Origin of the sequence: Amycolatopsis sp. cg5, from assembly GCF_041346955.1 — a bacterium.
Taxonomy (GTDB): Bacteria; Actinomycetota; Actinomycetes; order Mycobacteriales; family Pseudonocardiaceae; genus Amycolatopsis.
The window spans coordinates 6,288,301-6,309,378 of record NZ_CP166849.1 but is presented as its reverse complement, the minus strand read 5'-3'; the positions used below and the strand labels follow the sequence as shown (position 1 = coordinate 6,309,378).

Annotated in this window: 20 protein-coding genes; 12 read left to right on the top strand and 8 right to left on the bottom strand. The window is 68.9% G+C overall.

The genetic code is table 11. The features are described 5' to 3' along the window. The first annotated feature begins 6 nt into the window (after positions 1–6). A complete protein-coding gene (locus AB5J62_RS28030) occupies positions 7–501 on the top strand; it encodes a polyadenylate-specific 3'-exoribonuclease AS (RefSeq protein WP_370942916.1) in 495 nt (164 codons plus the stop codon). Between the two features lie 161 nt (positions 502–662). Here the strand turns inward: AB5J62_RS28030 and AB5J62_RS28025 are convergent, their stop codons facing one another. Continuing rightward, positions 663–1,739 (bottom strand): 3-deoxy-7-phosphoheptulonate synthase, encoded by a 1,077-nt coding sequence (locus AB5J62_RS28025; RefSeq protein ID WP_370942915.1) that lies wholly within the window; start codon positions 1,737–1,739, stop codon positions 663–665. A 269-nt stretch (positions 1,740–2,008) separates the two neighbouring features. Between AB5J62_RS28025 and AB5J62_RS28020 the strand changes: the two genes are divergently transcribed. Next, positions 2,009–3,034, top strand: a complete 1,026-nt coding sequence (locus AB5J62_RS28020; protein ID WP_370942914.1) for a 6-phosphofructokinase — start codon at positions 2,009–2,011, stop codon at positions 3,032–3,034. 64 nt (positions 3,035–3,098) lie between these two features. On the opposite strand, the gene AB5J62_RS28015 is transcribed toward AB5J62_RS28020, so the two are convergent. After that, positions 3,099–3,401 carry an ArsR/SmtB family transcription factor gene (locus tag AB5J62_RS28015; protein ID WP_370942913.1) on the bottom strand — a complete coding sequence of 101 codons (303 nt, stop codon included), beginning with the start codon at positions 3,399–3,401 and terminating at the stop codon, positions 3,099–3,101. 185 nt (positions 3,402–3,586) lie between these two features. On the opposite strand from AB5J62_RS28015, the gene AB5J62_RS28010 reads away from it, so the two are divergent. After that, positions 3,587–4,819 carry a glycoside hydrolase family 18 protein gene (locus AB5J62_RS28010; protein WP_370942912.1) on the top strand — a complete coding sequence of 411 codons (1,233 nt, stop codon included), beginning with the start codon at positions 3,587–3,589 and terminating at the stop codon, positions 4,817–4,819. A gap of 117 nt (positions 4,820–4,936) precedes the next feature. On the opposite strand, the gene AB5J62_RS28005 is transcribed toward AB5J62_RS28010, so the two are convergent. After that, on the bottom strand, positions 4,937–5,350 hold the full coding sequence (locus tag AB5J62_RS28005) for a hypothetical protein (RefSeq protein ID WP_370942911.1): 414 nt from the start codon (positions 5,348–5,350) through the stop codon (positions 4,937–4,939). Between the two features lie 180 nt (positions 5,351–5,530). Between AB5J62_RS28005 and AB5J62_RS28000 the strand changes: the two genes are divergently transcribed. Next, complete coding sequence (locus tag AB5J62_RS28000; RefSeq protein ID WP_370942910.1) at positions 5,531–6,196, top strand: DUF2461 domain-containing protein; 666 nt, start codon at positions 5,531–5,533, stop codon at positions 6,194–6,196. Here the strand turns inward: AB5J62_RS28000 and AB5J62_RS27995 are convergent. Beyond that, positions 6,193–7,290 (bottom strand): hypothetical protein, encoded by a 1,098-nt coding sequence (locus AB5J62_RS27995; protein WP_370942909.1) that lies wholly within the window; start codon positions 7,288–7,290, stop codon positions 6,193–6,195. The two genes, AB5J62_RS28000 and AB5J62_RS27995, sit on opposite strands and share 4 nt — an antisense overlap. A 101-nt stretch (positions 7,291–7,391) precedes the next feature. Between AB5J62_RS27995 and pyk the strand changes: the two genes are divergently transcribed. Continuing rightward, positions 7,392–8,816: a pyruvate kinase gene (gene pyk, locus AB5J62_RS27990; RefSeq protein WP_370942908.1), complete on the top strand. Its 1,425-nt coding sequence runs from the start codon at positions 7,392–7,394 to the stop codon at positions 8,814–8,816. Positions 8,817–8,852: 36 nt separating this feature from the next. Then, positions 8,853–9,758, top strand: coding sequence for an acyl-CoA thioesterase (locus AB5J62_RS27985; protein ID WP_370942907.1), 906 nt, complete (start codon positions 8,853–8,855; stop codon positions 9,756–9,758). Between the two features lie 387 nt (positions 9,759–10,145). On the opposite strand, the gene AB5J62_RS27980 is transcribed toward AB5J62_RS27985, so the two are convergent. Further along, positions 10,146–10,502: a hypothetical protein gene (locus tag AB5J62_RS27980; protein WP_370942906.1), complete on the bottom strand. Its 357-nt coding sequence runs from the start codon at positions 10,500–10,502 to the stop codon at positions 10,146–10,148. A gap of 199 nt (positions 10,503–10,701) precedes the next feature. Between AB5J62_RS27980 and AB5J62_RS27975 the strand changes: the two genes are divergently transcribed. From AB5J62_RS27975 to AB5J62_RS27960, 4 genes are all read left to right on the top strand, one after another. Further along, positions 10,702–11,571, top strand: coding sequence for a helix-turn-helix domain-containing protein (locus AB5J62_RS27975; RefSeq protein WP_370942905.1), 870 nt, complete (start codon positions 10,702–10,704; stop codon positions 11,569–11,571). Positions 11,572–11,673: 102 nt separating this feature from the next. Further along, positions 11,674–11,859, top strand: coding sequence for a DUF397 domain-containing protein (locus AB5J62_RS27970; protein WP_370942904.1), 186 nt, complete (start codon positions 11,674–11,676; stop codon positions 11,857–11,859). Positions 11,860–12,015: 156 nt separating this feature from the next. Next, entirely contained in the window at positions 12,016–12,216 is a 201-nt protein-coding gene (locus AB5J62_RS27965; RefSeq protein WP_370942903.1) for a hypothetical protein, read from the top strand. A gap of 59 nt (positions 12,217–12,275) precedes the next feature. Beyond that, a complete protein-coding gene (locus AB5J62_RS27960) occupies positions 12,276–15,314 on the top strand; it encodes a helix-turn-helix transcriptional regulator (protein ID WP_370942902.1) in 3,039 nt (1,012 codons plus the stop codon). On the opposite strand, the gene AB5J62_RS27955 is transcribed toward AB5J62_RS27960, so the two are convergent. Then, on the bottom strand, positions 15,311–16,924 hold the full coding sequence (locus AB5J62_RS27955; protein WP_370942901.1) for a succinic semialdehyde dehydrogenase: 1,614 nt from the start codon (positions 16,922–16,924) through the stop codon (positions 15,311–15,313). The two genes, AB5J62_RS27960 and AB5J62_RS27955, sit on opposite strands and share 4 nt — an antisense overlap. A 225-nt stretch (positions 16,925–17,149) precedes the next feature. Beyond that, positions 17,150–17,764 carry a TetR/AcrR family transcriptional regulator gene (locus AB5J62_RS27950; RefSeq protein WP_370942900.1) on the bottom strand — a complete coding sequence of 205 codons (615 nt, stop codon included), beginning with the start codon at positions 17,762–17,764 and terminating at the stop codon, positions 17,150–17,152. A 95-nt stretch (positions 17,765–17,859) separates the two neighbouring features. Between AB5J62_RS27950 and AB5J62_RS27945 the strand changes: the two genes are divergently transcribed. Further along, complete coding sequence (locus tag AB5J62_RS27945; protein WP_370942899.1) at positions 17,860–19,011, top strand: acyl-CoA dehydrogenase family protein; 1,152 nt, start codon at positions 17,860–17,862, stop codon at positions 19,009–19,011. A 13-nt stretch (positions 19,012–19,024) separates the two neighbouring features. After that, positions 19,025–20,167 (top strand): CaiB/BaiF CoA transferase family protein, encoded by a 1,143-nt coding sequence (locus AB5J62_RS27940; RefSeq protein ID WP_370942898.1) that lies wholly within the window; start codon positions 19,025–19,027, stop codon positions 20,165–20,167. A 105-nt stretch (positions 20,168–20,272) separates the two neighbouring features. Here AB5J62_RS27940 and AB5J62_RS27935 read toward each other — a convergent pair whose 3' ends face one another. Then, the gene (locus tag AB5J62_RS27935; protein ID WP_370942897.1) at positions 20,273–20,788 is read right to left on the bottom strand and encodes a GNAT family N-acetyltransferase; all 516 of its coding nucleotides are present in this window, start codon (positions 20,786–20,788) and stop codon (positions 20,273–20,275) included. Positions 20,789–21,078: the final 290 nt, after the last annotated feature.

Here is a 21,078-nt window from a genome sequence, read left to right as displayed (position 1 = left end):
CGCCCGGTGCGATTTTTCTACGACACCGAGTTCATCGAGGACGGCTTGACGATCGACCTGGTGTCGATCGGTGTCGTGGACGAGCAGGGCCGGGAGTTCTACGCGGTATCGACCGACTTCGACCCGGCCAAGGCAGGAGCCTGGGTCCGCGACAACGTCCTCCCCAAGCTGCCCTCGCCCGCCGACAAGGCCTGGCGCAGCCGTGAGCGCATCCGCGAGGACCTGCTCGAGTTCTTCGGCAAGCCCCCGGGCGGCATCGAGCTCTGGGCCTGGTTCGCGGCCTACGACCACGTCGCGCTCGCCCAGCTCTGGGGCCCGATGCCCGCGCTCCCGCGCCAGCTGCCCCGCTTCACCCGCGACCTGCGCCAGCGCTGGGAAGACGTCAACAAGCCCAAGCTCCCGCCCGCCCCGACCGACGCCCACGACGCACTCGCCGACGCCCGCCACAACTACGAGCGCTGGCAGATCATCGAAGAGGTCTGGAAGCGCCGCCGCGGCTGACCCGCACCCCGTCGTAGCCCGAATGCGTCGTTCGGTCCCTGCCAGGTCCCGAATGCGTCGTTCGGTCCCTGCCAGGTCCCGAATGCGTCGTTCGGTCCCTGCCAGGTCCCCAATGCGTCTTTCGGCACCTCCCAGGGACCGAAAGACGCATTGGGATTTTTTCAGCGGCGGGACTTGACGGCGGCGGCGAGGGTGTCCAAAAGGGACGCTGTGGTGTCCCAGTCCATGCAGGCGTCGGTGATCGACTGGCCGTAGGTGAGGTCCTCGGCGTGGCCCAGCGAGAGGTCCTGGCGTCCGCCGACGAGGAAGCTCTCCATCATCACCCCGGCGATGCCGCGCTCACCCGAGGCGAGCCGGGACGCGATCTCCTCGATCACGGCGGCCTGCCGGACGTGGTCCTTCGAGCTGTTGCCGTGGCTCGCGTCGATGATCACGCGCTCCGGCAGCCCCGCCTTCGCGAGCCGCGAGAGCGTGTCCGAAACCGTGAGAGCGTCGTAGTTCGGGCCCTGGGCGCTGCCGCGCAGGATCACGTGGCAGTCGGGGTTGCCCGCGGTGGTCAGGAGCGCGGCCAGTCCGTCGGTGTTGATGCCGGGGAAGACGTGTGACGCCCCGGCCGCGCGGGTCGCGTCGACGGCGACCTGGACGTCGCCCTCGGTCGAGTTCTTGATGCCGACCGGCATGGACAGCGCGCTGCACAGCTGCCGGTGCACCTGCGACGCCGCGGTGCGCGCGCCGATGGAACCCCAGGTCACGGTGTCGGCGATGTACTGCGGGGTGATCGGGTCGAGGAACTCGCAGCCCACCGGGAGCCCGAGCGCCGACACGTCGAGCAGCAGCCGTCGCGCTATCCGCAGGCCCTTGTTGACCTCGAACGTCCCGTTCATCGACGGGTCGTTGATCAGGCCCTTCCAGCCGAGCGTGGTGCGCGGCTTCTCGAAGTAGACCCGCATGACGACGTGCAGTTCACCCCGAAGCTCAGCCGACTTCGCGGCCAGCTTTCGCGCGTAGTCCATCGCGGCTTCGGTGTCGTGGACCGAACACGGTCCGACGACGACGAGGAGCCGGTCGTCGGTGCCGTTGAGGATGCCGATGGTGCCCGCCCGACCGGCGAGCACCGTATCGGCGACACCGGAGGTCATCGGATGCTCGTGCCTGAGCATGGCGGGGGACAGCAGCGGGCTGATCGAAGTGGTGCGGTTGCCGTCGAGTGCGGTCAGCGTGTCGGCGGTGGGAGTCATCGCGGGGTTCCTCTCGGGGTGAACCGACCCGCGGAAACCCTGCGAGCCGGTGTGGATCTTCCGGCTCGGCAGGTGGTAGGTCAGCGCAGGTTCACGCCGCCGTGCCCACCCGGGGCCGGCTTCGTAAACCAGAAATAGCGCTGCACGAGGTCAAGCTAGCACAGACATGATTTCCAGGTGGTACGCCCTGCACCGATCCAGAGATCTGGCGCTACGCTGACGGCGAAATGTGACTGCCATCTCTGAGTAACAAAGACGGAGGACTTGTCATGCGTGTCGGTGTGCTGACCGGCGGCGGCGACTGCCCCGGCCTGAACGCGGTGATCCGCGCCGTGGTCCGCAAGGGCATCGAGGTCCACAACTGGGACATCGTCGGCTTCCGCAACGGGTGGCAGGGGCCGCTCACCGGGGAGAGCAAGCCGCTCGGGCTGAACGATGTCGAGGACATCCTGACCCGGGGCGGCACCATCCTGCGGTCGTCGCGGACCAACCCGTACAAGGTCGACGGCGGCGTCGACAAGATCAAGGCCGTGCTCAAGGAGCAGGGCGTCGACGCGCTCATCGCCATCGGCGGCGAGGACACCCTCGGTGTCGCCAAGCGGCTGACCGACGACGGCGTCGGTGTCGTCGGGGTTCCCAAGACGATCGACAACGACCTCGGCGCGACCGACTACACCTTCGGTTTCGACACCGCGGTCTCCATCGCCACCGAGGCGATCGACCGGCTGCACACCACGGCCGAGTCGCACCACCGCGCGCTGGTCGTCGAGGTCATGGGCCGCCACGCGGGCTGGATCGCGCTGCACTCCGGCCTGGCGGGCGGCGCGAGCGTCATCCTGGTGCCCGAGCGCCACTTCGACGTCGAGAAGGTCGTCAAGTGGGTCGAGCGCCGCTTCGAGCGTGAGTTCGCGCCGATCATCGTCGTCGCCGAGGGCGCGCTGCCCGAGGGCGGCGAGGAGAAGCTGCTCACCGGCGAGAAGGACGCCTTCGGGCACGTCCGCCTCGGCGGCATCGGCACCTGGCTGGCCGACGAGATCGCCAAGCGCACCGGCAAGGAGTCCCGCGCCGTGGTGCTCGGGCACGTCCAGCGCGGTGGCACGCCGACCGCCTACGACCGGGTGCTCGCCACCCGCTTCGGCCTCAACGCGGTCGACGCCGTCGCCGACGGCGACTTCGGCGTGATGGTCGCGCTGCGCGGCACCGACATCGTCCGCGTGAAGCTGTCCGAGGCGACCGCCGAGCTGAAGACGGTCCCGGCCGAGCGGTACGAAGAGGCCGAGGTCTTCTTCGGCTGAGTCATGCCATGTCATCGGGGACGGCCACAGCGCGGTGGACGTCCTCGGTGAACGGGCGGCGGGGTCAGCGCGAGTCCAGGTGACGTTCCAGCGCGTCCAGCCGTCCTTCCCAGAATTTCCGGTACGGGGCCAGCCAGGCGTCGATCTCGGCGAGCGGCTCCGGCCGCAGCCGGTAGCAGCGGCGCTGGGCGGCGACGCGAACGGTGACCAGGCCCGCTTCGCGCAGTACCCGCAGGTGCTTGGAGACGGCAGGCTGGCTCAGGTCCAGCTGCTCGACCAGCTCGCCGACCGAGCGCTCCCCGTCGCGGAGCAGGTCGAGGATCGTCCGCCTGCGAGGTTCCGCCAGTACGTCGAAAGTGTGCATCACCCGGCGAATGTGCCTCTCGGCGCATATTCATGTCAAGGCATGTTGCGGCCGTTCGAGTTAATCGGTTACCCGCTTTCCAAATAGCTGGTCTGAACCATTGACTTATTGGTCTAGTCCATTCACCCTTTTATGCAGTCCCTCCGCACCGGTTTCGTCACTCTTCGTGACACTGAAAGGGAGAAGGCATGCCCCGTTCGAGTAAGCGCAGGCTGATCGCCATCTTGAGCGCGGCCGCGGCCGCACTGATGTCGATCACGGTTCCCGCCACCGCGACAGTCCAGGCCCCGGCGGGCACCGAGCAGGCCGAGGCCTCTGTCGGCAAGGTCGTCGGCTACTTCGTGGAATGGGGTGTCTACGCCCGGAACTACCACGTCAAGAACATCAAGACCAGCGGCTCGGCGAGCAAGCTGACGCACATCAACTACGCCTTCGGCAACGTCACGAACGGCGGCTGCTCGATCGGTGACGCCTACGCCGACTACGACAAGTTCTACGACGCCGCGTCGAGCGTCGACGGGGTCGCCGACACCTGGGACGCCGGCGCGCTGCGCGGCAACTTCAACCAGCTGAAGAAGCTCAAGAAGCAGTACCCGAACATCAAGATCCTGTGGTCGTTCGGCGGCTGGACCTGGTCGGGCGGCTTCACCCAGGCCGCGAAGAACCCGGCCGCGTTCGCGCAGTCCTGCTACAACCTGGTCAACGACCCGCGCTGGGCCGGTGTCTTCGACGGCATCGACATCGACTGGGAGTACCCGAACGCCTGCGGCCTCAGCTGTGACACCAGCGGCGCGGCGGCGTTCAAGAACCTGATGGGCGCGGTCAAGGCCAAGTTCGGCTCGAAGCTGGTCACCGCCGCGATCACCGCGGACGGCACCTCCGGCGGCAAGATCGACGCCGCCGACTACGCGGGCGCCGCGTCCTCGGTCAACTGGTACAACGTCATGACCTACGACTACTTCGGCGCCTGGGCCGCGCAGGGCCCGACCGCCCCGCACTCGCCGCTGACGAGCTACAACGGCATCCCGACCGCAGGCTTCTACTCCGACGCGGCCATCCAGAAGCTCAAGAGCAAGGGTGTCCCGTCGAGCAAACTGTTGCTGGGCATCGGTTTCTACGGCCGAGGCTGGACCGGCGTCACGCAGAGCGCGCCGGGTGGCACCGCGACCGGCGCCGCACCTGGCACGTACGAGGCCGGTATCGAGGACTACAAGGTGCTCAAGGGCAAGTGCCCGTCCACCGGCACCGTCGCGGGCACCGCGTACGCCAAGTGCGGCAACCAGTGGTGGAGCTACGACACCCCGAGCACCATCGGCGGCAAGGTGAACTACGCCAAGCAGCAGGGTCTCGGCGGCGCGATGTTCTGGGAGCTCTCCGGCGACACCACCGGCGGCGAGCTGATCTCCGCACTCGCCAGGTAACCAAGGGCAACCGGCGTGGCAGCCGACAAAGAGGTCTACTGCCACGCCGGGTTCCACTCGATGAGGGTCGTGAGTGTTTCCGACGGCTAGAACCGTCGGGAACACTCACGACCTTTTTCAGCAGCTGTACCGGGCGACGCCGGACTGCGAGGTGAAGACGGTGCCGGCCGGGTTGGTCTTGTAGATCGTCGTGCGGTAGTTGTAGGTGCCCATGCCACCACAGGGATACTTCGGCGTCGCGCTGCCGTCGCCGTCCCACGATGGGTTCCTTTCCGTGATCCAGCCGCGCCAGGATTCGCGCTCCAGCAGCACCTGGAAGTGCCAGGATCGGTCGCAGCCCGAGCTGCTGGCGGTGGTCACGATCTCGCTGCCGGACTGCCACGGAACCGCCGCGTTGGACGAGGAACAGCCCTGGATGGTCGACTCGTTCGACGGCGCGGCGGCGGCCGGGCCGGTCATCGCGGCCGTTCCGCCGACCACGGCGAGGCCCGCCACTGCCAGCCTGGTCGCTTTCCCCAGATTTTCGAGCACGTTTCTCTCCTTCATGGGTCAATGCGCTGCGGCATTTCCTGCCGCGCCAAGAAGTGGACCAAGCGGAACTGTCGGCTCGCTGTCATTTAAATCCTGAATTAAATGCCGCCTTGATTCATTTCGTGAAATAGGCCGGGGGTGGCTCGGGATTGTCGGTGGGCGGGACTATCGTCTCCTCGTATGAAGTTCGCCGGCTTCGGTGAGCACGCCGTGGAGTTCTACGACGGCCTGCTCGCCGACAACTCCAAGATCTACTGGGACGACAACCTCACCATCTACAAGGAGGACGTCAAAGCGCCGATGGAGGCGCTGCTCAAGGAGCTGGAGCCCGAGTTCGGCGCGGGGTTCGGCACCGGCAAGATCTTCCGGCCGTACCGGGACACGCGGTTCTCCGGTGACAAGACGCCGTACAAGACGCACTGCGGCGCGGTGATCGAGCAGGGCCGCGGCGGCGGGGCGTACTACGTCGAGGTCGGGCCGGAGGGGCTGCGGGTCGGCGGCGGCTGTTTCCACCTGGAGTCCGACCAGCTCGCCAGGTACCGGCAGGCGGTCGACACCGACATCCACGGCAAGGCGCTGGAGAAGGTGCTCGCGAGCCTGCGCCGCGCGGGCTGGGAGATCAGGGGAGATCAGCTCAAGACCAAGCCGCGGGGATTCGACGACGACCACCCGAGGCTCGACCTGCTCAAGTACCGCTCGGTGTACGCGGTCCGCGTCTGGGAGCCGGACGACGCGCTGCACGAGCGCGCCTCGCTGGACCGTGTGAAGAAGGCGTGGCGGCAGGTCCGCGCGTTCAACGAATGGGCACGCGACCACGTCGGCACGAGCGAGAAACCCCGCCGCTAAGGCGTGACCGGACGCGTCCAGAGATGGGTGACGTCGCCACGGGTGGTCGCCAGGAAGTCGTCCCGTCCGAGTGAGGCTGCGGACACGCTGTCGGACTCTTCCGGCAGCGGCATTTCCTTGCCGTCGAGTGACCACAGCCGCGGCCGTCCGCCGGCTTTCGCCGTCACCATCCGAGCGGTCAGGCCGGTCACCTCGAGCAGCTGATCAGCGGGTACGTCGACGGCCGCCACGGACGGCTGTCCCCAGGTCGCGGTCCGCACCCAGGACACCAGGCGCTGGACGCCGCCGGGACGGCTGGTGACGCCGACCGCGACGCAGGATTCGGGCGAGCAGGTCACGCGCGCGACCGAGGTGTTGCCCAGGCTGTCCGGGTCGGCGAGCGGTTCGCGTCGCCACGTCTTGCCGTCCGCAGAAGTCCAGGCGAGTGGGGTCGCTTTGGCGCGGCCCGGCTCGTTGACGCTCACGTCGCCGACGGCCACGAACTCACGCCCGTCGTGCCCCGCGCCGAGAATCCGGGTCTGCGCGCCCGGCTCGCTGAGCAGCGCGGGGTCCTCCTGCTGCGCCCAGGTCACGCCGTCGGGGGAGAGCCAGACGGCGGCGCCCGGCCCGCCCCGCGCGTGATCCCACTGCCCGGTCAGCAGGAAGGCGTCCGGTCCGGCGGCCGAACCGGAGGTGGTGATCCCGCGCGGCCCGCCGAGCAGCTCGACACCCTGCGGGTACTCGGTGAGCCCCGCCGCCGAGCCGGCCCAGATCGTCGGCCGGGGATTGCCGTGCGCGCCGCCGAACGCCTCGCCGAGCGCGAAGAGCCTGTCGCCCGACAGTGACGGCAGCGTCAGGTCGGCCTGCCTGCCATATCCGCTGCGTGGTTGGACGGGCACCGCGCGCCACGGCCGTCCGGCCCAGGCGGCGGGCGCGTGCCCGGCGGAACCGAACGCGTACAGCACGTGGCCGTCCGTGATCAGCGCGCGCACCTTCGCGCCGGGCGCCGGATCTTCGATTCGCTGCCAGTAGGGCGGTGTCGGAGTCGGCCCGGAACAGGCCGCTACGCAGGCGATAGTCAAGATCAGCGCGACCACTCGCGACACCACCGTCATGGTTACGAAGGTTACCGTGAACACGTCGCCGACAAGACACGCAGAGGAACTTTCGGGATCGGTACAGACTCGTTGGCCACAAAGGACTAGGCTGTTCGAACGTGAGCCGACGCGCGAAGATCGTTTGTACATTGGGCCCCGCCACCGCAACGCCGGAGAAGATGCGGGCACTCGTAGACGCCGGGATGGACGTCGCGAGAATGAACTTCAGCCACGGGAGCCACAGCGACCACAAGGCCGTCTACGACCTGATCCGCACCGCGGCCGCCGAGTCCGGCCGCGCGGTCGGCATCCTGGCCGACCTGCAGGGCCCGAAGATCCGCCTTGGCACGTTCGCCGGTGGCCCCGTCGAGTGGCGCACCGGCGACGTCGTGCGCATCACCGTCGAGGACGTCGAGGGCACCCACGACCGCGTTTCCACCACCTACAAGGGCCTCGCGCACGACGCGAAGCCGGGCGACCGCCTGCTCGTCGACGACGGCAAGGTCGGGCTCGTGGTCAAGGGCGTCGAGGGTTCCGACGTGGTCTGCGAGGTCACCGAGGGCGGCCCGGTCAGCAACAACAAGGGCGTTTCGCTGCCCGGCATGGACGTTTCGGTGCCCGCGCTGTCCGACAAGGACATCGAGGACCTCGAATTCGCGCTGGAGCTGGGCGTCGACTTCATCGCGCTCTCGTTCGTGCGCTCGCCCGCCGACATCGACCTGGTGCACCAGGTGATGGACAAGGTCGGCAAGGGCCGCCTGCCGGTCGTCGCGAAGATCGAGAAGCCTGAGGCCGTATACAACCTCGAGGCCATCGTCCTCGCCTTCGACGCGGTGATGATCGCCCGCGGTGACCTCGGCGTCGAGCTGCCGCTCGAGCAGGTCCCGCTGGTGCAGAAGCGCACCATCCAGATCGCCCGCGAGAACGCGAAGCCGGTCATCGTCGCGACGCAGATGCTCGAGTCGATGATCAACAGCTCCCGCCCGACCCGCGCGGAGGCCTCGGACGTCGCCAACGCGGTGCTCGACGGCGCCGACGCGCTGATGCTCTCCGGTGAGACGAGCGTCGGCCGCTACGCGATCGACACGGTCAAGACGATGGCCCGCATCATCGAGACGATCGAGACCGACTCGCCGATCGTGCCGCCGCTCTCGCACGTCCCGCGCACCAAGCGTGGCGTCATCTCCTACGCCGCCCGCGACATCGGCGAGCGCCTCAACGCGAAGGCGCTGGTCGCGTTCACCCAGTCCGGCGACACCGTGCGCCGCCTCGCGCGGCTGCACACCCGGCTGCCGCTGCTGGCGTTCACGCCGGAGGAGAGCGTCCGCGCGCAGCTGGCGATGACCTGGGGCACCGTCACCCGGATCGTGCCGAGGGTGGAGACGACCGACGAGATGATCCAGCAGGTCGACCACTCGATGCTGGAGATGGGCCGGTACCAGCGCGGCGACCTGGTGGTCATCGTGGCCGGTTCGCCTCCCGGCACCGTCGGCTCGACGAACCTGATCCACGTTCACCGACTTGGTGAAGACGACCACGCTTAAGAGACTAAGCGGCCGCTTAGGCAATAAGGTTCCGTCATGACCGAATTGGCCAAGGAAGCCGCTTCCCGTCTCGACACGACGTCCGGCGCGGGGCAGCCCGTGCTGGACAGGCTGGTGGCGCTCCTCGATCTGGAGAAGATCGAGGAGAACATCTTCCGCGGTGTCTCGCCCCGGCATTCGCCGGTGCGGGTGTTCGGCGGCCAGGTGGCGGGCCAGGCTCTGGTCGCCGCCGGCCGTACCGTGCCTGCGGACCGCAGGGTCCACTCGCTGCACGCGTATTTCATCCGCGGCGGCGACCCCAGCGTCCCGATCGTCTACGAGGTCGACCGCATCCGCGACGGCCGGTCGTTCACGACCAGGCGCGTGGTCGCCATCCAGCACGGCAAGGCCATTTTTTCGCTGTCGGCCTCGTTCCAGAAGGACGAGCCCGGCATCGAGCACGCCGAGTCCATGCCGGACGGCGTCCCGGCGCCCGAGTCACTGCCGTCGCTGGTCGACTGGGCCAAGGAATCGGGCATCACGCACCACGAGCGTCCCCGCCCGATCGACATCCGCTACGTCAGCCCGCCGCCGTGGGTCACCCGCGAGACCGGCGAGCGCCCCGCGCACACCCGCGTCTGGATGCGCGCCGACGGCACCCTGCCCGTCGACCAGCTCCTGCACGTCTGTGTGCTCACCTACGCGTCGGACATGACCCTGCTCGACTCGATCCTGGCCCGCCATGGCGTCTACTGGGAGCTCGACAAGGTACTGGGCGCCTCGCTGGACCACGCGCTGTGGTTCCACCGCCCGTTCCGCGCCGACGAGTGGTTCCTCTACGACAGCCAGTCCCCGACGGCCTCAGGCGCCCGCGGCCTCGCGACGGGCCGCTTCTTCGCCGCCGACGGAACCCTCATCGCCACAGTCGTCCAAGAAGGCCTCCTCCGCGTAATCGGCTCGTGAGCGTTTTGCCGTTCTCCCGATCCGCACGTTCATGCCGTCCGAAAGCCTCGCGGACTCGAACAAAGTAAGACAAAAGGCGCAAAAGCGACCTGCATCTTATGCCAGGGCGAGCGAGGGTGCCCCTCGCTCCACCGGCCGGGCCGGGATAAAGCCCGCTAAACTCCCACGCCAACGCGGCTTCCTTCGCATGGGACTCGTGAGCGTTTTGACCGGTTAGAACCGGCCGTACCACTCACGACCCCGAAGCGCGGGCCGCCGGAACCCCAAGCATCGGCGAGCCCAAGCCCCGGCGCCCTGTCGACGCGAAAACTTGAGCGCGCATTAAACAAACACAGGGCCCGGGATCGATCGGGGGGAACAATCCCGGACCCCGTGGAAGGTCGCGGTTCAGCCTTGGTACTGCGGGCTCCGCTTCCTTCGTTTGTGGTGGCTCGCGGCCACGGTCGGCACGGCGTCGGTGTCGAGCCGCAGCCGTACTGCCAAGTATGCGCGGCATGGCGTCTGTTTGCGACGCCGGAACGGGGACCACGGCTGGCGTCTGCGGCAGGTGGGGCAGCGGCCTGCGGCGTCCGGTTCGTGCTCGGCGAGTACTTCGCGCAGTGCCGCGACGAGGCGGGGGATCTCGTGCTCGGCCAGCACGACGAGACGGTCCTGATCGGACTTGCCCACCGATCGGGTGAGCTCGGTCAGTCTGTGATGGACGGCGGCTTGCATCGGGCCCAAGATGGAATCCCGCTCCCGCATCTAGTACCCCCTCGCGACTCTCGCCGCCGATCAATTCCGCGCAGGATCCACAGCGTACAGCGGCTTTCTGCAAATTGCAGTCCACCGATCGGGGATCGGCTCCATTTCTTTAAGTGTTAGAACATCACCGTGTGCGGGACCGGCTGGTTAGATATGTCATGAGATAGTTTTGCGAACCCGAGCCAGACCCGGAGGTGCCATGACGCGGGGGCAGGGGCCCACAGTGCGGCGCCGCAGACTCGCCAGCGAGCTGCGGAGGCTGCGCGAGGCGGCGGAGCTCACCATCGACGAGGTGGGCGACAAGCTGGAATGTTCGGCGTCCAAGGTGAGCCGGATCGAAACCGGGCATGTGGGGGTCACGCCGCGTGACGCCAGGGACATGCTCGAGCTGTACGGCATCTCCGGAGATGAGCAGGAAGCGCTGGTCCAGCTCTCGCGCGAGGCGCGCAAGCGTGGCTGGTGGCACGCCTACAACGAGGTCTTCACCGGCACGTTCGTCGGGCTGGAGGCGGACGCGAGTTCGCTGCGCGCGTTCCAGGCGCTGCTGGTGCCCGGCCTGCTGCAGACGGAGCGGTACGCCCGCGCGGTGATCAGGGCGATGCGGCCGGACGCCGACGAGGTGGAGATCAAGCGCCGGGTGGCCGCGCGGATGGCCAGGCAGGAGCTGCTCACCGATCCGGCGCCGCCGGAGTACTGGGCGGTGATCGACGAGGCCGTGCTGCACCGGACGGTCGGCGGGCCGGAGGTGATGGCCGAGCAGCTGTACCGGATGGTCTCGGTGGCCAAGATGCCGCACGTGACCGTCCAGGTGGTGCCGTTCGGCGCGGGCGCGCACCCGGGCATGGAGGGGCCGTTCCTGATTCTCGGCTTCCCCGAGCAGGCCGACCCCGACGTGGTCTACGTGGACAGCACGTCCACCGGCCTGTACCTCGAAATGCCGCCTGACGTGCGGCGTTACTCGCTGATGTTCGATCACCTGCGTGCCGCCGCGCTCAAGCCGGACGACTCGCTGCACCAGATTTCGGAGGCGGCGGGGCGGTACGCCGAGCGGGCCGCCGCGCAGACCTGACCTGACCCACCGTGACGCCGTCCGTTGCGCATCGTTGTACCTCAGGTGCGCTGCACATGAAGTTGCACATGAAGAATACGAAGTAGACAGGAGTAGGGGAGTATGCGCGAAAACGAGCTGGCCGGGGCCCGGTGGCGCAAGAGCAGCCACAGCGGCGGCGGGAACGACTGTGTCGAGGTCGCCTTCGTGCCGGGCGGGACCGCCGTGCGTGACTCGAAGGACCCGGAAGGTGGAGCCTTCGTGCTGCCCGCCGGCGGGTGGCAGGGCCTGCTGGACTCACTGAGCTAAGCACCGATCGTCGACCCCTTACCCCCTTCGAGCTGGGAATCAGCCGGGGTAAGGGGTCGATTCGCGTCCAGCGCTAGGTGATCACCCGATGCCTGAGGCACCCCCTCAGGACGACTCTGAGGTTCACAGGAAAGAGAACGAACCGAGGAGAACAAGATGTCGGACTTCATGTTGGACGCGGTGCAGGCCGAAGTGGCGTACCGGACCGAGCAGCTGCGGCGCGCCGGCCGCAGCGCCTGGGTGGACCGCGCCGACCGGCTCGGCCGCCGGTTGCGCGCACGCTGGGCCACGGAGGTCAAGGTGCCGGAGCAGGAGCGCAGGGCAGCCGAACGGGTGACCGCCGACCAGGCCCGGTAGGCCCGGTCATGGTCGTCACAGTCAAAACCGTGCCGGTTTTGTCGTAGGGGTAGGCCAGAATGCACCTTGTGCCCCGTCTAGGTTCTGGTATCCCGCTCGTCGCCCGCACTCAGGAGATGCGTCAGCTACGGGCCGCCCTCGCCCGCGCCGAGCGTGGCGAGGCCGGCGCCGTGCTGCTCTCCGGTGACGCGGGTGTCGGCAAGACGCGCCTGCTCACCGCGCTCGGTGAGTACGCGCTGTCGCGGGACGCGCTGGTGCTGACGGGGCGTTGTATCGACGTCCGTGAGGGCGGTCTGCCTTACTTGCCGTTCGCCGAGGCGCTCGCCCCGCTGGCGGGCTCGACCGTCGCCGCGGTCGCCGCCGCGGTCAAGGAGCGGCCCGCGCTCGGCAGGCTGCTGCCGCAGGTGCATCAGCCGCACGCCGAACTCGCCGCGGGCGGCGAGCACGTGGCGATGAACTCCAACGAGCGCGAAAGCATGCAGCGCCCGAGGCCGGAGCAGGACCTCGGCGAGCTGCAGCTGTTCGACGCCGTGCTCGGCGTGCTGACCGAGACCGCCCGCGCGCGGCCGGTCGTGATCCTGCTCGAAGACCTCCACTGGGCGGACGGCTCCACCCGCAACCTCCTGTCCTTCCTGCTGTCACGGCTGCGCTCGCAGCGGCTGCTGGTCGTCGGCAGCTATCGCGAGGAGGACGTCTACCGCCGCCATCCGCTGCGTGGCCTGCTCTCGGAGATGGTCCGGCTCGCGACCGTGGAGCGTGTCGACCTGCGCCCGTTCGGCGAGGCCGACGCGCGGGCCTTCGTCGAGGCGCTCTCCGAGGAGCCGTTGACCGCCGAGGCGGTGGCCGGGATCGTCGCCCGTTCCGAGGGCAATCCGTTCTTCGTCGAGGAGCTGCTGGCGTCGGCCAGCGAGGCCCCCGACTGCAGTGACCTGCCCGCCGGGCTCGCCGAGGTGCTGCTCGCCAGGCTGGAACGGCTCTCGCCGGACACCCGCCGGGTGCTGCGCGTCATCTCGGTCGCGAACGACTCGGTCGCGCACGCGGCGCTCACCGAAGTCTCCGGGCTGGGGGAGTCCGAACTCGACGAGGCGCTGCGCGAGGCCGTGCAGCATCACGTGCTCGTCATCGAGCGCGGTTTCTACACTTTCCGGCACGCGCTTTTGCAGGAAGCGGTCTACGCCGACCTGCTGCCAGGCGAGCGCATCAGGATGCACGCCGCGTACGCGACCCGCATCCGCAACCGGGCGCAGGGGCGTGGTCAGGACGCCCGGCTCGCGTATCACAGCTTGGAGAGCAACGACTTCGCCGCCGCGCTGCCCGCGTTGCTGCGCGCGATGGCAGAGGCGGAGAAGCTCGGCGCGCCCGGCGCCGCGCTGCGCCATGTCGAGCAGGCACTGTCCATTTGGGACGCCGTGCCCGAGCGGCCGGAGGACGTCGACGAACTGCGCCTGCTGCACGAGGCTTCTTATTTCGCAGGCACTGCGGGGGAGCCGGAGCGGGCGGCCGCGTACGCGCGGTCCGCGACGCAGGCGCTCACGCCGGACGTGCCCGCCGAGCGTGCGGCCAAGGTCTGGCGCAGGCTCGCCGAGGCGCTGCTCGTGCTCGAGGGCACCATCGACGAGGTCGTCGAGGCGATCAACCGGGCGTGGGAGCTGGTCGCCGAGACCGGGCCGAGCGTGATCCGCGCGTGGGTGCTCGCCACCAGGGCCGGGGTGCTGCGCCTGATCGACCGGCCGGAAGAAGCCTTGCAGGACGCGGAAACCGCGGTCGCCGACGCGCGTGCGGCAGGCACCGCCGGTGCCGAGGCCTCGGCGCTGGTCACCCTCGGCACGCTCGCGGATTCCGCGGGCGACTTCGAGGAGGCCAGGGAGCGGCTTCGCCAGGCGGAGCGCAAGGCGCGGGAAGCGGGCGCGCTGAACGTCGAGCTTCGCGCGTTGTACTTCCTCGCGTTGAGCTATGACGACCAGGCCGAGATCGCACCCGCGCTGGAGTTCTGCGGGCTCGGCAGGCAGCGCGCCGAGGAGAACGGGCTCAGCTGGAGCAGTTACGGCGTGGAAATCCGCGCGCGCCAGCTGTTCCTGCGCTACGTCAGCGGTGACTGGCCGAAGGAGGACGCCGCCGGGCGCGCCGGGCCGGGTGTCTCCAGTCTGGTGGCGGCCAGGATGCTGTCGATCTGGGCGCACATCGTCGTCGCGCGCGGCCGGTTCGCCGCCGCGACGAAGCTGGTGGCCGACATCCGTCCACAGTGGAACGCCGACATCCAGATCGGGCTCGCGGGCGGCGCCGCCGGCATCGAGCTCGCGAGCTGGCAGGGCGAGCATCGCGTGGCACTCGAGCGGACCCAGGAATCGCTGGCCTGGCTGGACAGTATGCAGCCGTACCTGCTGGGCGGCATCCGCATCGGCACGCTCGGTCTCTCGGCCGCGGTCGCGCTGGCAGGCTCGGCCCGCCTGCGTGGCGACGCGCCGGGCGCGGCGGCGGCCATCGCCGCCGGCGAGGCGTTGCTCAAGCACGTCAAGGACTGCGCCGAATTCGGGCAGCCGCGTTCCGTGGAACTCGGCCCGGAGGGGCTCGCCTGGCTGGCACGCGCGGAAGCCACCGCCAGCGGCCTCGGCGGGCCCGCCGATCCGAAGCTGTGGGCGGCGACGGTCGAGGCCTTCGGCTACGGCGCCGTCTACGAACAGGCGATTTCCCGGTGGCACTACGCCGAAGCGCTGCTCGCCACCGGCGAACCGGCCGACGCCGAGCGCGCCGCGGCGGAGATCGTCCCCGCCTTCGAGACCGCCGACCGGCTCGGCGCCTGCCCGTTGCGCGACGCGGTGCGCGACCTCGCGCACCGCGCCAGGGTCGAGCTGCCCGGTGAGACGACGCCGCAGCGTCGCGACGAGATCAACCCGTTGACCGACCGCGAGCGCGATGTCCTCGAGCGCGTCGCGCTGGGACGCACCAACCGCCAGGTGGGCGAAGAGCTTTACATCAGCGAGAAAACGGTCAGCGTCCACCTGTCCAGGGTGATGGCCAAGCTGGGCGCGTCACGTCGCGCCGAGGCCGTGGCCATCGCGTACGACCGCGGCCTCTTGGCGTCGCCCGCCAGCTCTTAGCGGCCGGGGAGGCGGCGCAAGACCTTCATGCTCGCGGTCATGCCCTTGACCCAGAGCTTGGGCGGCATGCCCTTGCCGGGGCGCAGGCGAAGGCCGCGCTGGACGGCGATCGACTGGGACTCGGTGTACTTGAGCAGGCCGTCGGCGCCGTTGCGGCGGCCGACGCCGGACTCCTTCATCCCGCCCATCGGCAGGTCGACACTGCCGAAGGTGGCCGCGAAGCCTTCGTTGACATTGACCGTTCCCGCCTTCAGGCGCGCCGCGACCTCCCAGCCCGCGCGGCCGTTGCGCGACCAGACGCTCGCGTTCAGGCCGTAGCGGGTGTCGTTGGCGCGCTCGATCGCGTCGGTGACGTCGGTGTAGCCGTAGATCGACACGACCGGCCCGAACGTCTCCTCCGCGAAGAGCTTCGCGTCCGGGGTGACGTCCGCGAGCACGGTCGGCTCGTAGAACAGCGGGCCGAGATCGGGCCGGGCGCGGCCGCCGGTCAGCACGGTCGCGCCGGCCGCGCGGGCGTCCTCGACGTGCGCGGACACCGTTTCCAGCTGGCTCGCCGAGGTCAGCGAGCCCATCCCGGCGCTGTAGTCCAGCGAAGCGCCGAGCTGCAACGCCGCCGTCTTCGCGACGAATGCGCGGGTGAACTCCTCGCGGACGCTTTCGTGGACGTAGATCCGCTCGACCGAGACGCACAGCTGCCCGGCGGAAGAGAAGCAGGCGGTGACCGCGCCCGCCGCGGCCTTCGCGATGTCGGCGTCGGGCAGCACGATCATCGGATTCTTGCCGCCGAGTTCCAGCGAATAGCCGGTCAGGCGCTGCGCGACCTGGCCCGCGAGCTGCTTGCCGGTCGGGGTCGAGCCGGTGAAACAGAGGTAGTCGGATTCTTCGAGCAGCGCGGGGCCGATTTCCGAGCCGCGGCCGAGGATGATCTGCCAGACGCCCGCGGGCAAACCGGCTTCCTCGGCGAGTTCGTGCAGCCACAGCGCCGAAAGCGCGGTCTGGTTGTCGGGCTTCTGCACGACGGTGTTGCCCGCGGCCAGCGCGGGCAACACGTCCATCGCGGTCAGCGCGAGCGGGTAGTTCCACGGCGAGATGACCGCGACGACGCCCTTGGCGTGGCGGACCTCGGCGACCTTGGTCAGCACCGGGATGACACCGGCGCGCTTCTTCGGCGCGAGGAGTTTCGCGCTGTGCTTGCCGTAGTAGGCGGCGACCAGCGCGGTCCCGCTGACCTCGTCGAACGCGTCCATCCGGGCCTTGCCAGCCTCGACCTGCACGAGATCGAGTACCTCGTCCTGCCGGGCCAGCACCAGGTCGTGCAGCCGGATCAGCACCTCTTGGCGCTCGGCGGCTGGCCGTGCAGCCCAGGCACGCTGCGCGGCGCGGGCCTTGTCGAACGCCGCGCGCGCGTCGGCGTCGGTGGCCTGGGGGAGCGTGGTGATCGGCAGTCCGGTGAACGGCGCGAGCATCCGGACGGGCGCGCTGTCCTTGCCGCCGCTGGCGCGGGCGGCGAGCAGGCCCGCCCGCGAGGCGGACGGGGCGTCCGGGACGCCGCCGATGGTCTCCGGGTCGACCGCGTCGTGTCCCGTGCTCGCCGGCGTCGTGCTCGTCATGACGGACTCCTTCAGCGCTACCCGATGTTACCGACCAGTAGTACAGCATACCGGCGGTACGGCGATCGGCCAAGCGTGAAGTGAAAAGTATTCATGTTTAGTGGTGATCGTTTTTTATGACGCGAATTCTTCGCGCAAGTAAACGTCATTGTCGTGCTCAGGAGCCGTCTTGATGAGTGGCACGCGGGCCGACCCGAGTGAGGGCCGGGTCGGCTCGTACGCCTTTTATCCCGTCGCCACGGCGACAGCGATGCGCTTCCATTCGTCCAGCAGCTGCCGCCGCCGTTTCGGGTCGCCGCCGAGTTCCGCGTCGAGCGCGAGTCCCCTGGTGAGGTTGACGGTCAGCCAGAACAGGGTTTCCACCCGCTCGCGCGGCAGGCCCGCCGCGATCGAGGTGATGTGGTCGCGAGTGGACCGGCCGAGCGCGCGGTCGACGGGCCGGATCGCCGCCTTGAGCTCCGGGTCCGTGCGCGCGGCCACCCAGAGTTCGGTCGCCGCCGTGGCGAGCGTGCCCGAATAGCCCTCCCACAGCAGATCGATCGCCGTCGGGATGCCGTCGACGCCCTGCGGCACCGTCTGCAACGACTCGGCCAGCTGCCGCCGCAGTTTCACGGTCAGGTGCTCGACGGCGGCGGCCATCAGTTCCGCCTTGGCGGAGAAGTGATGTTGCACCGCGCCTTTGGAAACGCCCGCGCGGGCACAGATCTCCTGCACCGACGTGCGGGCGTAGCCGAGCTCGACGAGGCAGTCGATCGTGGCGTCGAGCAGTGCCGTCTTGGTCTGCTCGCGGCGCTCGGCCTGTGTCCGATGCGCTTTGACGCGGGTTGTCGCCTCGGTCACAGTCGACCTCCTTTACGTGCAGACCGGAACGGATGTACATTCTGGCTAGAACTTACATTCTGGACGTAATGTTTTCCAGTGCGGGAGGACGCGACGTGGCGTTGCAGATCCACAGGAGCTCGTGGAGCAGTACCGAGCTCGAAGACCTGAGGGAACTCGCCAAGACCTTCTTCGCCAAGGAGCTGGTCCCGCATCAGGAGCGCTGGGCGCAGGCCAAGATGGTCGACCGGGAACTGTGGAACAAGGCGGGCGAGGTCGGCCTGCTGGCGTTGTCCATTCCCGAGGAGTACGGCGGTGGCGGCGGCACCTTCGCCCACGAGACCGTGCTCTACGAGGAGCAGGCCCGCTCCGGCGACTCGGCGTGGGGCGTGTCCGTCCACAATGGAATCGTCGCGCACTACATCCTGCAGTACGCCTCCGAGGCGAAGAAGCGGGAGTGGCTGCCGAAGTTCGCGAGCGGCGAGTTCGTCGGCGCCATCGCGATGACCGAGCCGGGCACCGGATCGGACCTGCAGAGCATCGCGACCCGCGCGGTCCGCGACGGCGACGAGTACGTCATCAACGGCGCCAAGACGTTCATCACCAACGGCTGGCACGCCGACCTGGTGATCGTCGCGGTCAAGACCGATCCGGACGCGGGCGCGCAGGGTGTCTCCCTGATCGCCGTCGAGACCACGACGCCGGGCTTCCGCCGCGGCCGCGTGCTCGACAAGATCGGCCTCAAGGGACAGGACACCGCCGAGCTGTTCTTCGACGACGTCCGGGTGCCCGCCGCGAACCTGCTCGGCGACACCGAAGGCCAGGGTTTCATCCAGCTCATGCAGCAGCTGCCGCAGGAACGGCTGCTGATCGCGGTCACCTCGGTCGCCGGCATGGAGGCCGCGATCAACCTGACCATCGACTACACCAAGGAACGCACCGCGTTCGGCAGGCCGATCTTCAATTTCCAGAACACCAAGTTCAAGCTCGCGGAGGCGGCCACCGAGGCCGCGGTCGCGCGCGCGTTCCTCGACCAGTGCATCGAGCGGCACCTGCGCGGCGAACTCGACGTCCAAGGCGCCGCGATGGCGAAACTCTGGACCACAGAACGGATCAACAAAGTCGTCGACGACTGCTTGCAGCTCTTCGGGGGCTACGGCTACATGAACGAATACCCGATCGCGCGCGCGTGGGCCGACGTGCGCATTTCGCGGATCTTCGGTGGCACCAGCGAAATCATGAAGGAAATCATCTCCCGCACGCTCTGAGAGGACCTCACCGATGAAGGCAGGGCCACTGAGCGGGCTGAAGGTGATCGAACTGGCCGGGCTGGCGCCCGCCCCGTTCGCCTGCACGATGCTCGCCGACCTCGGCGCCGACGTGATCCGCGTCGACCGCGCCGGCACCGGAAACGACGTGCTCGCGATGCCGTTCGACCCGCTCACGCGGGGGCGGCGCACGATCGGCGTCAACACGAAGTCGCCGGAAGGCGTCGAACTCGTCCTCAAACTGTGCGAGACCGCGGACGTGTTCGTCGAAGGATTCCGCCCGGGAGTCGCCGAGCGCATCGGCATCGGCCCCGAGCAGGTACACGCCCGCAACCCGCGCGTCGTCTACGGCCGGATGACCGGCTGGGGCCAGGACGGCCCGCTCGCGCCGACCGCCGGGCACGACATCAACTACATCTCCATCGCGGGCGCGCTGGAGCCCATCGGCCGCGCCGGTGAACGCCCGGTCCCGCCGCTCAACCTGGTCGGCGACTTCGGCGGCGGCGGACTCCTCCTCGCCATGGGCCTGCTCGCCGCATTGCACGAGCGGGGCACTTCCGGCAAGGGCCAGGTCGTCGACGCGTCCATGGTCGACGGCGCCGCCCTGCTGATGACCCAGCTCCACGGCATGCACGCGGCCGGCGTCTGGTCGGACGAGCGCGGCGACAACCTCCTCGACGGCGCCGCCCCGTTCTACGACACCTACGAGACGTCCGACGGCAAATACGTCTCCGTCGGCGCGATCGAGATGCGCTTCTGGGGCGACCTGGTCAAGGTGCTCGGCCTCGACCCCGAGGAACTCCCGCTGCACGTGGACAAATCCCAGTGGCCGCGGCTGCGCGAAATCCTCGCCGAGGCCATCGGCAAGCACACGCGCGACGACCTGGTCGCACTCGCCGAAGGCACCGACGCGTGCATCGCCCCGGTCCTCTCACCCTGGGAAGCGCCCTCGCACCCGCACAACATCGCGCGCGGCACCTTCGTCGAGATCGGCGGCGTCGTCCAACCGGCCCCGGCGCCCCGCTTCGACCGCACCCCGCCCGCGACCCCCGAGGCCCCGCACGAACGAGGCGCCGACACGACCGAGGTCCTCACCGAACTCGGCCTGACCGACGCCGACCTCACCCGCCTCCGCTCAGCAGGCGCCATCACCTAGCCGTTTTAGCCCGAAAGCCACTTTCGTCAGATGCGATCTGCCGAAAGTGGCTTTCGGGCTATTGGACCTGACGAAGGTGGCTTTCGGGCTATGACCAGGCTTCGGTCAGGCGAGGTCGGTGCGCAGGATGCTGTAGCGGTAGCTGTCGCGGTACTGGCCGTCCCGGAAGTCCCAGCCGCGCTGGATGCCTTCGCGGGTGAAGCCCGCTTTTTCGAGGGCGCGCTGCTCGGCGAAGTTCTCGGTCTCGGTGTCGGCTTCGACGCGGTGGACCAGGGTGTGGGCGAAGAGGTAGCGGACGAGGAGGCGCTGTGCCTCGGTGCCGATGCCCTGGCCGCGCGATTCCGGCTGGATGATCAGGCCGATGTTCCAGCAGTAGGCCCAGTGGCCGGTCGGGACCTTGTGCCACGACACGAAGCCGTGCGCGGTGGTGCCCTGTGCGATCATCAGCTGGCCGTGCTCGGGGCCGAGCAGGCCGTTTTCCTTCCAGCGGCGCAACATCAGGCCGGGATCGTGCCAGCCGAGCCATTGGAACGAGCCCGCGCCGTCCGGGTCGTTCGTCAGCCGTTCGAGCAGCGGCATGTCGTCTTCGCGGGTCGGGCGCAGCATCACGGGGTCCGGCATGCGGGCGACCCTAGTGTTCGGTGATCACGTACGCGCGCCATTTATTCGTGCGCCCGGCCGAAGGACTCACGCAGGTATGAAGAGAGCCTCATCCACGGTTGGCGTGGGTCAGGGCCTCCCTCACCCGAGCCGAGTGAGTGGGGGCCTCCCTCACCCGCATATACGGTCGAACTAGGCCCCCACTCCACGGATCCGAGCGAAGTTGCGGGCGGTTGCTGAGCGGAAATCCAAAGGTGGCGTGGTGGGCCTGAGTGTCGCGGGAGAGCGACTTGCCGAGAATCAGCGGCCGC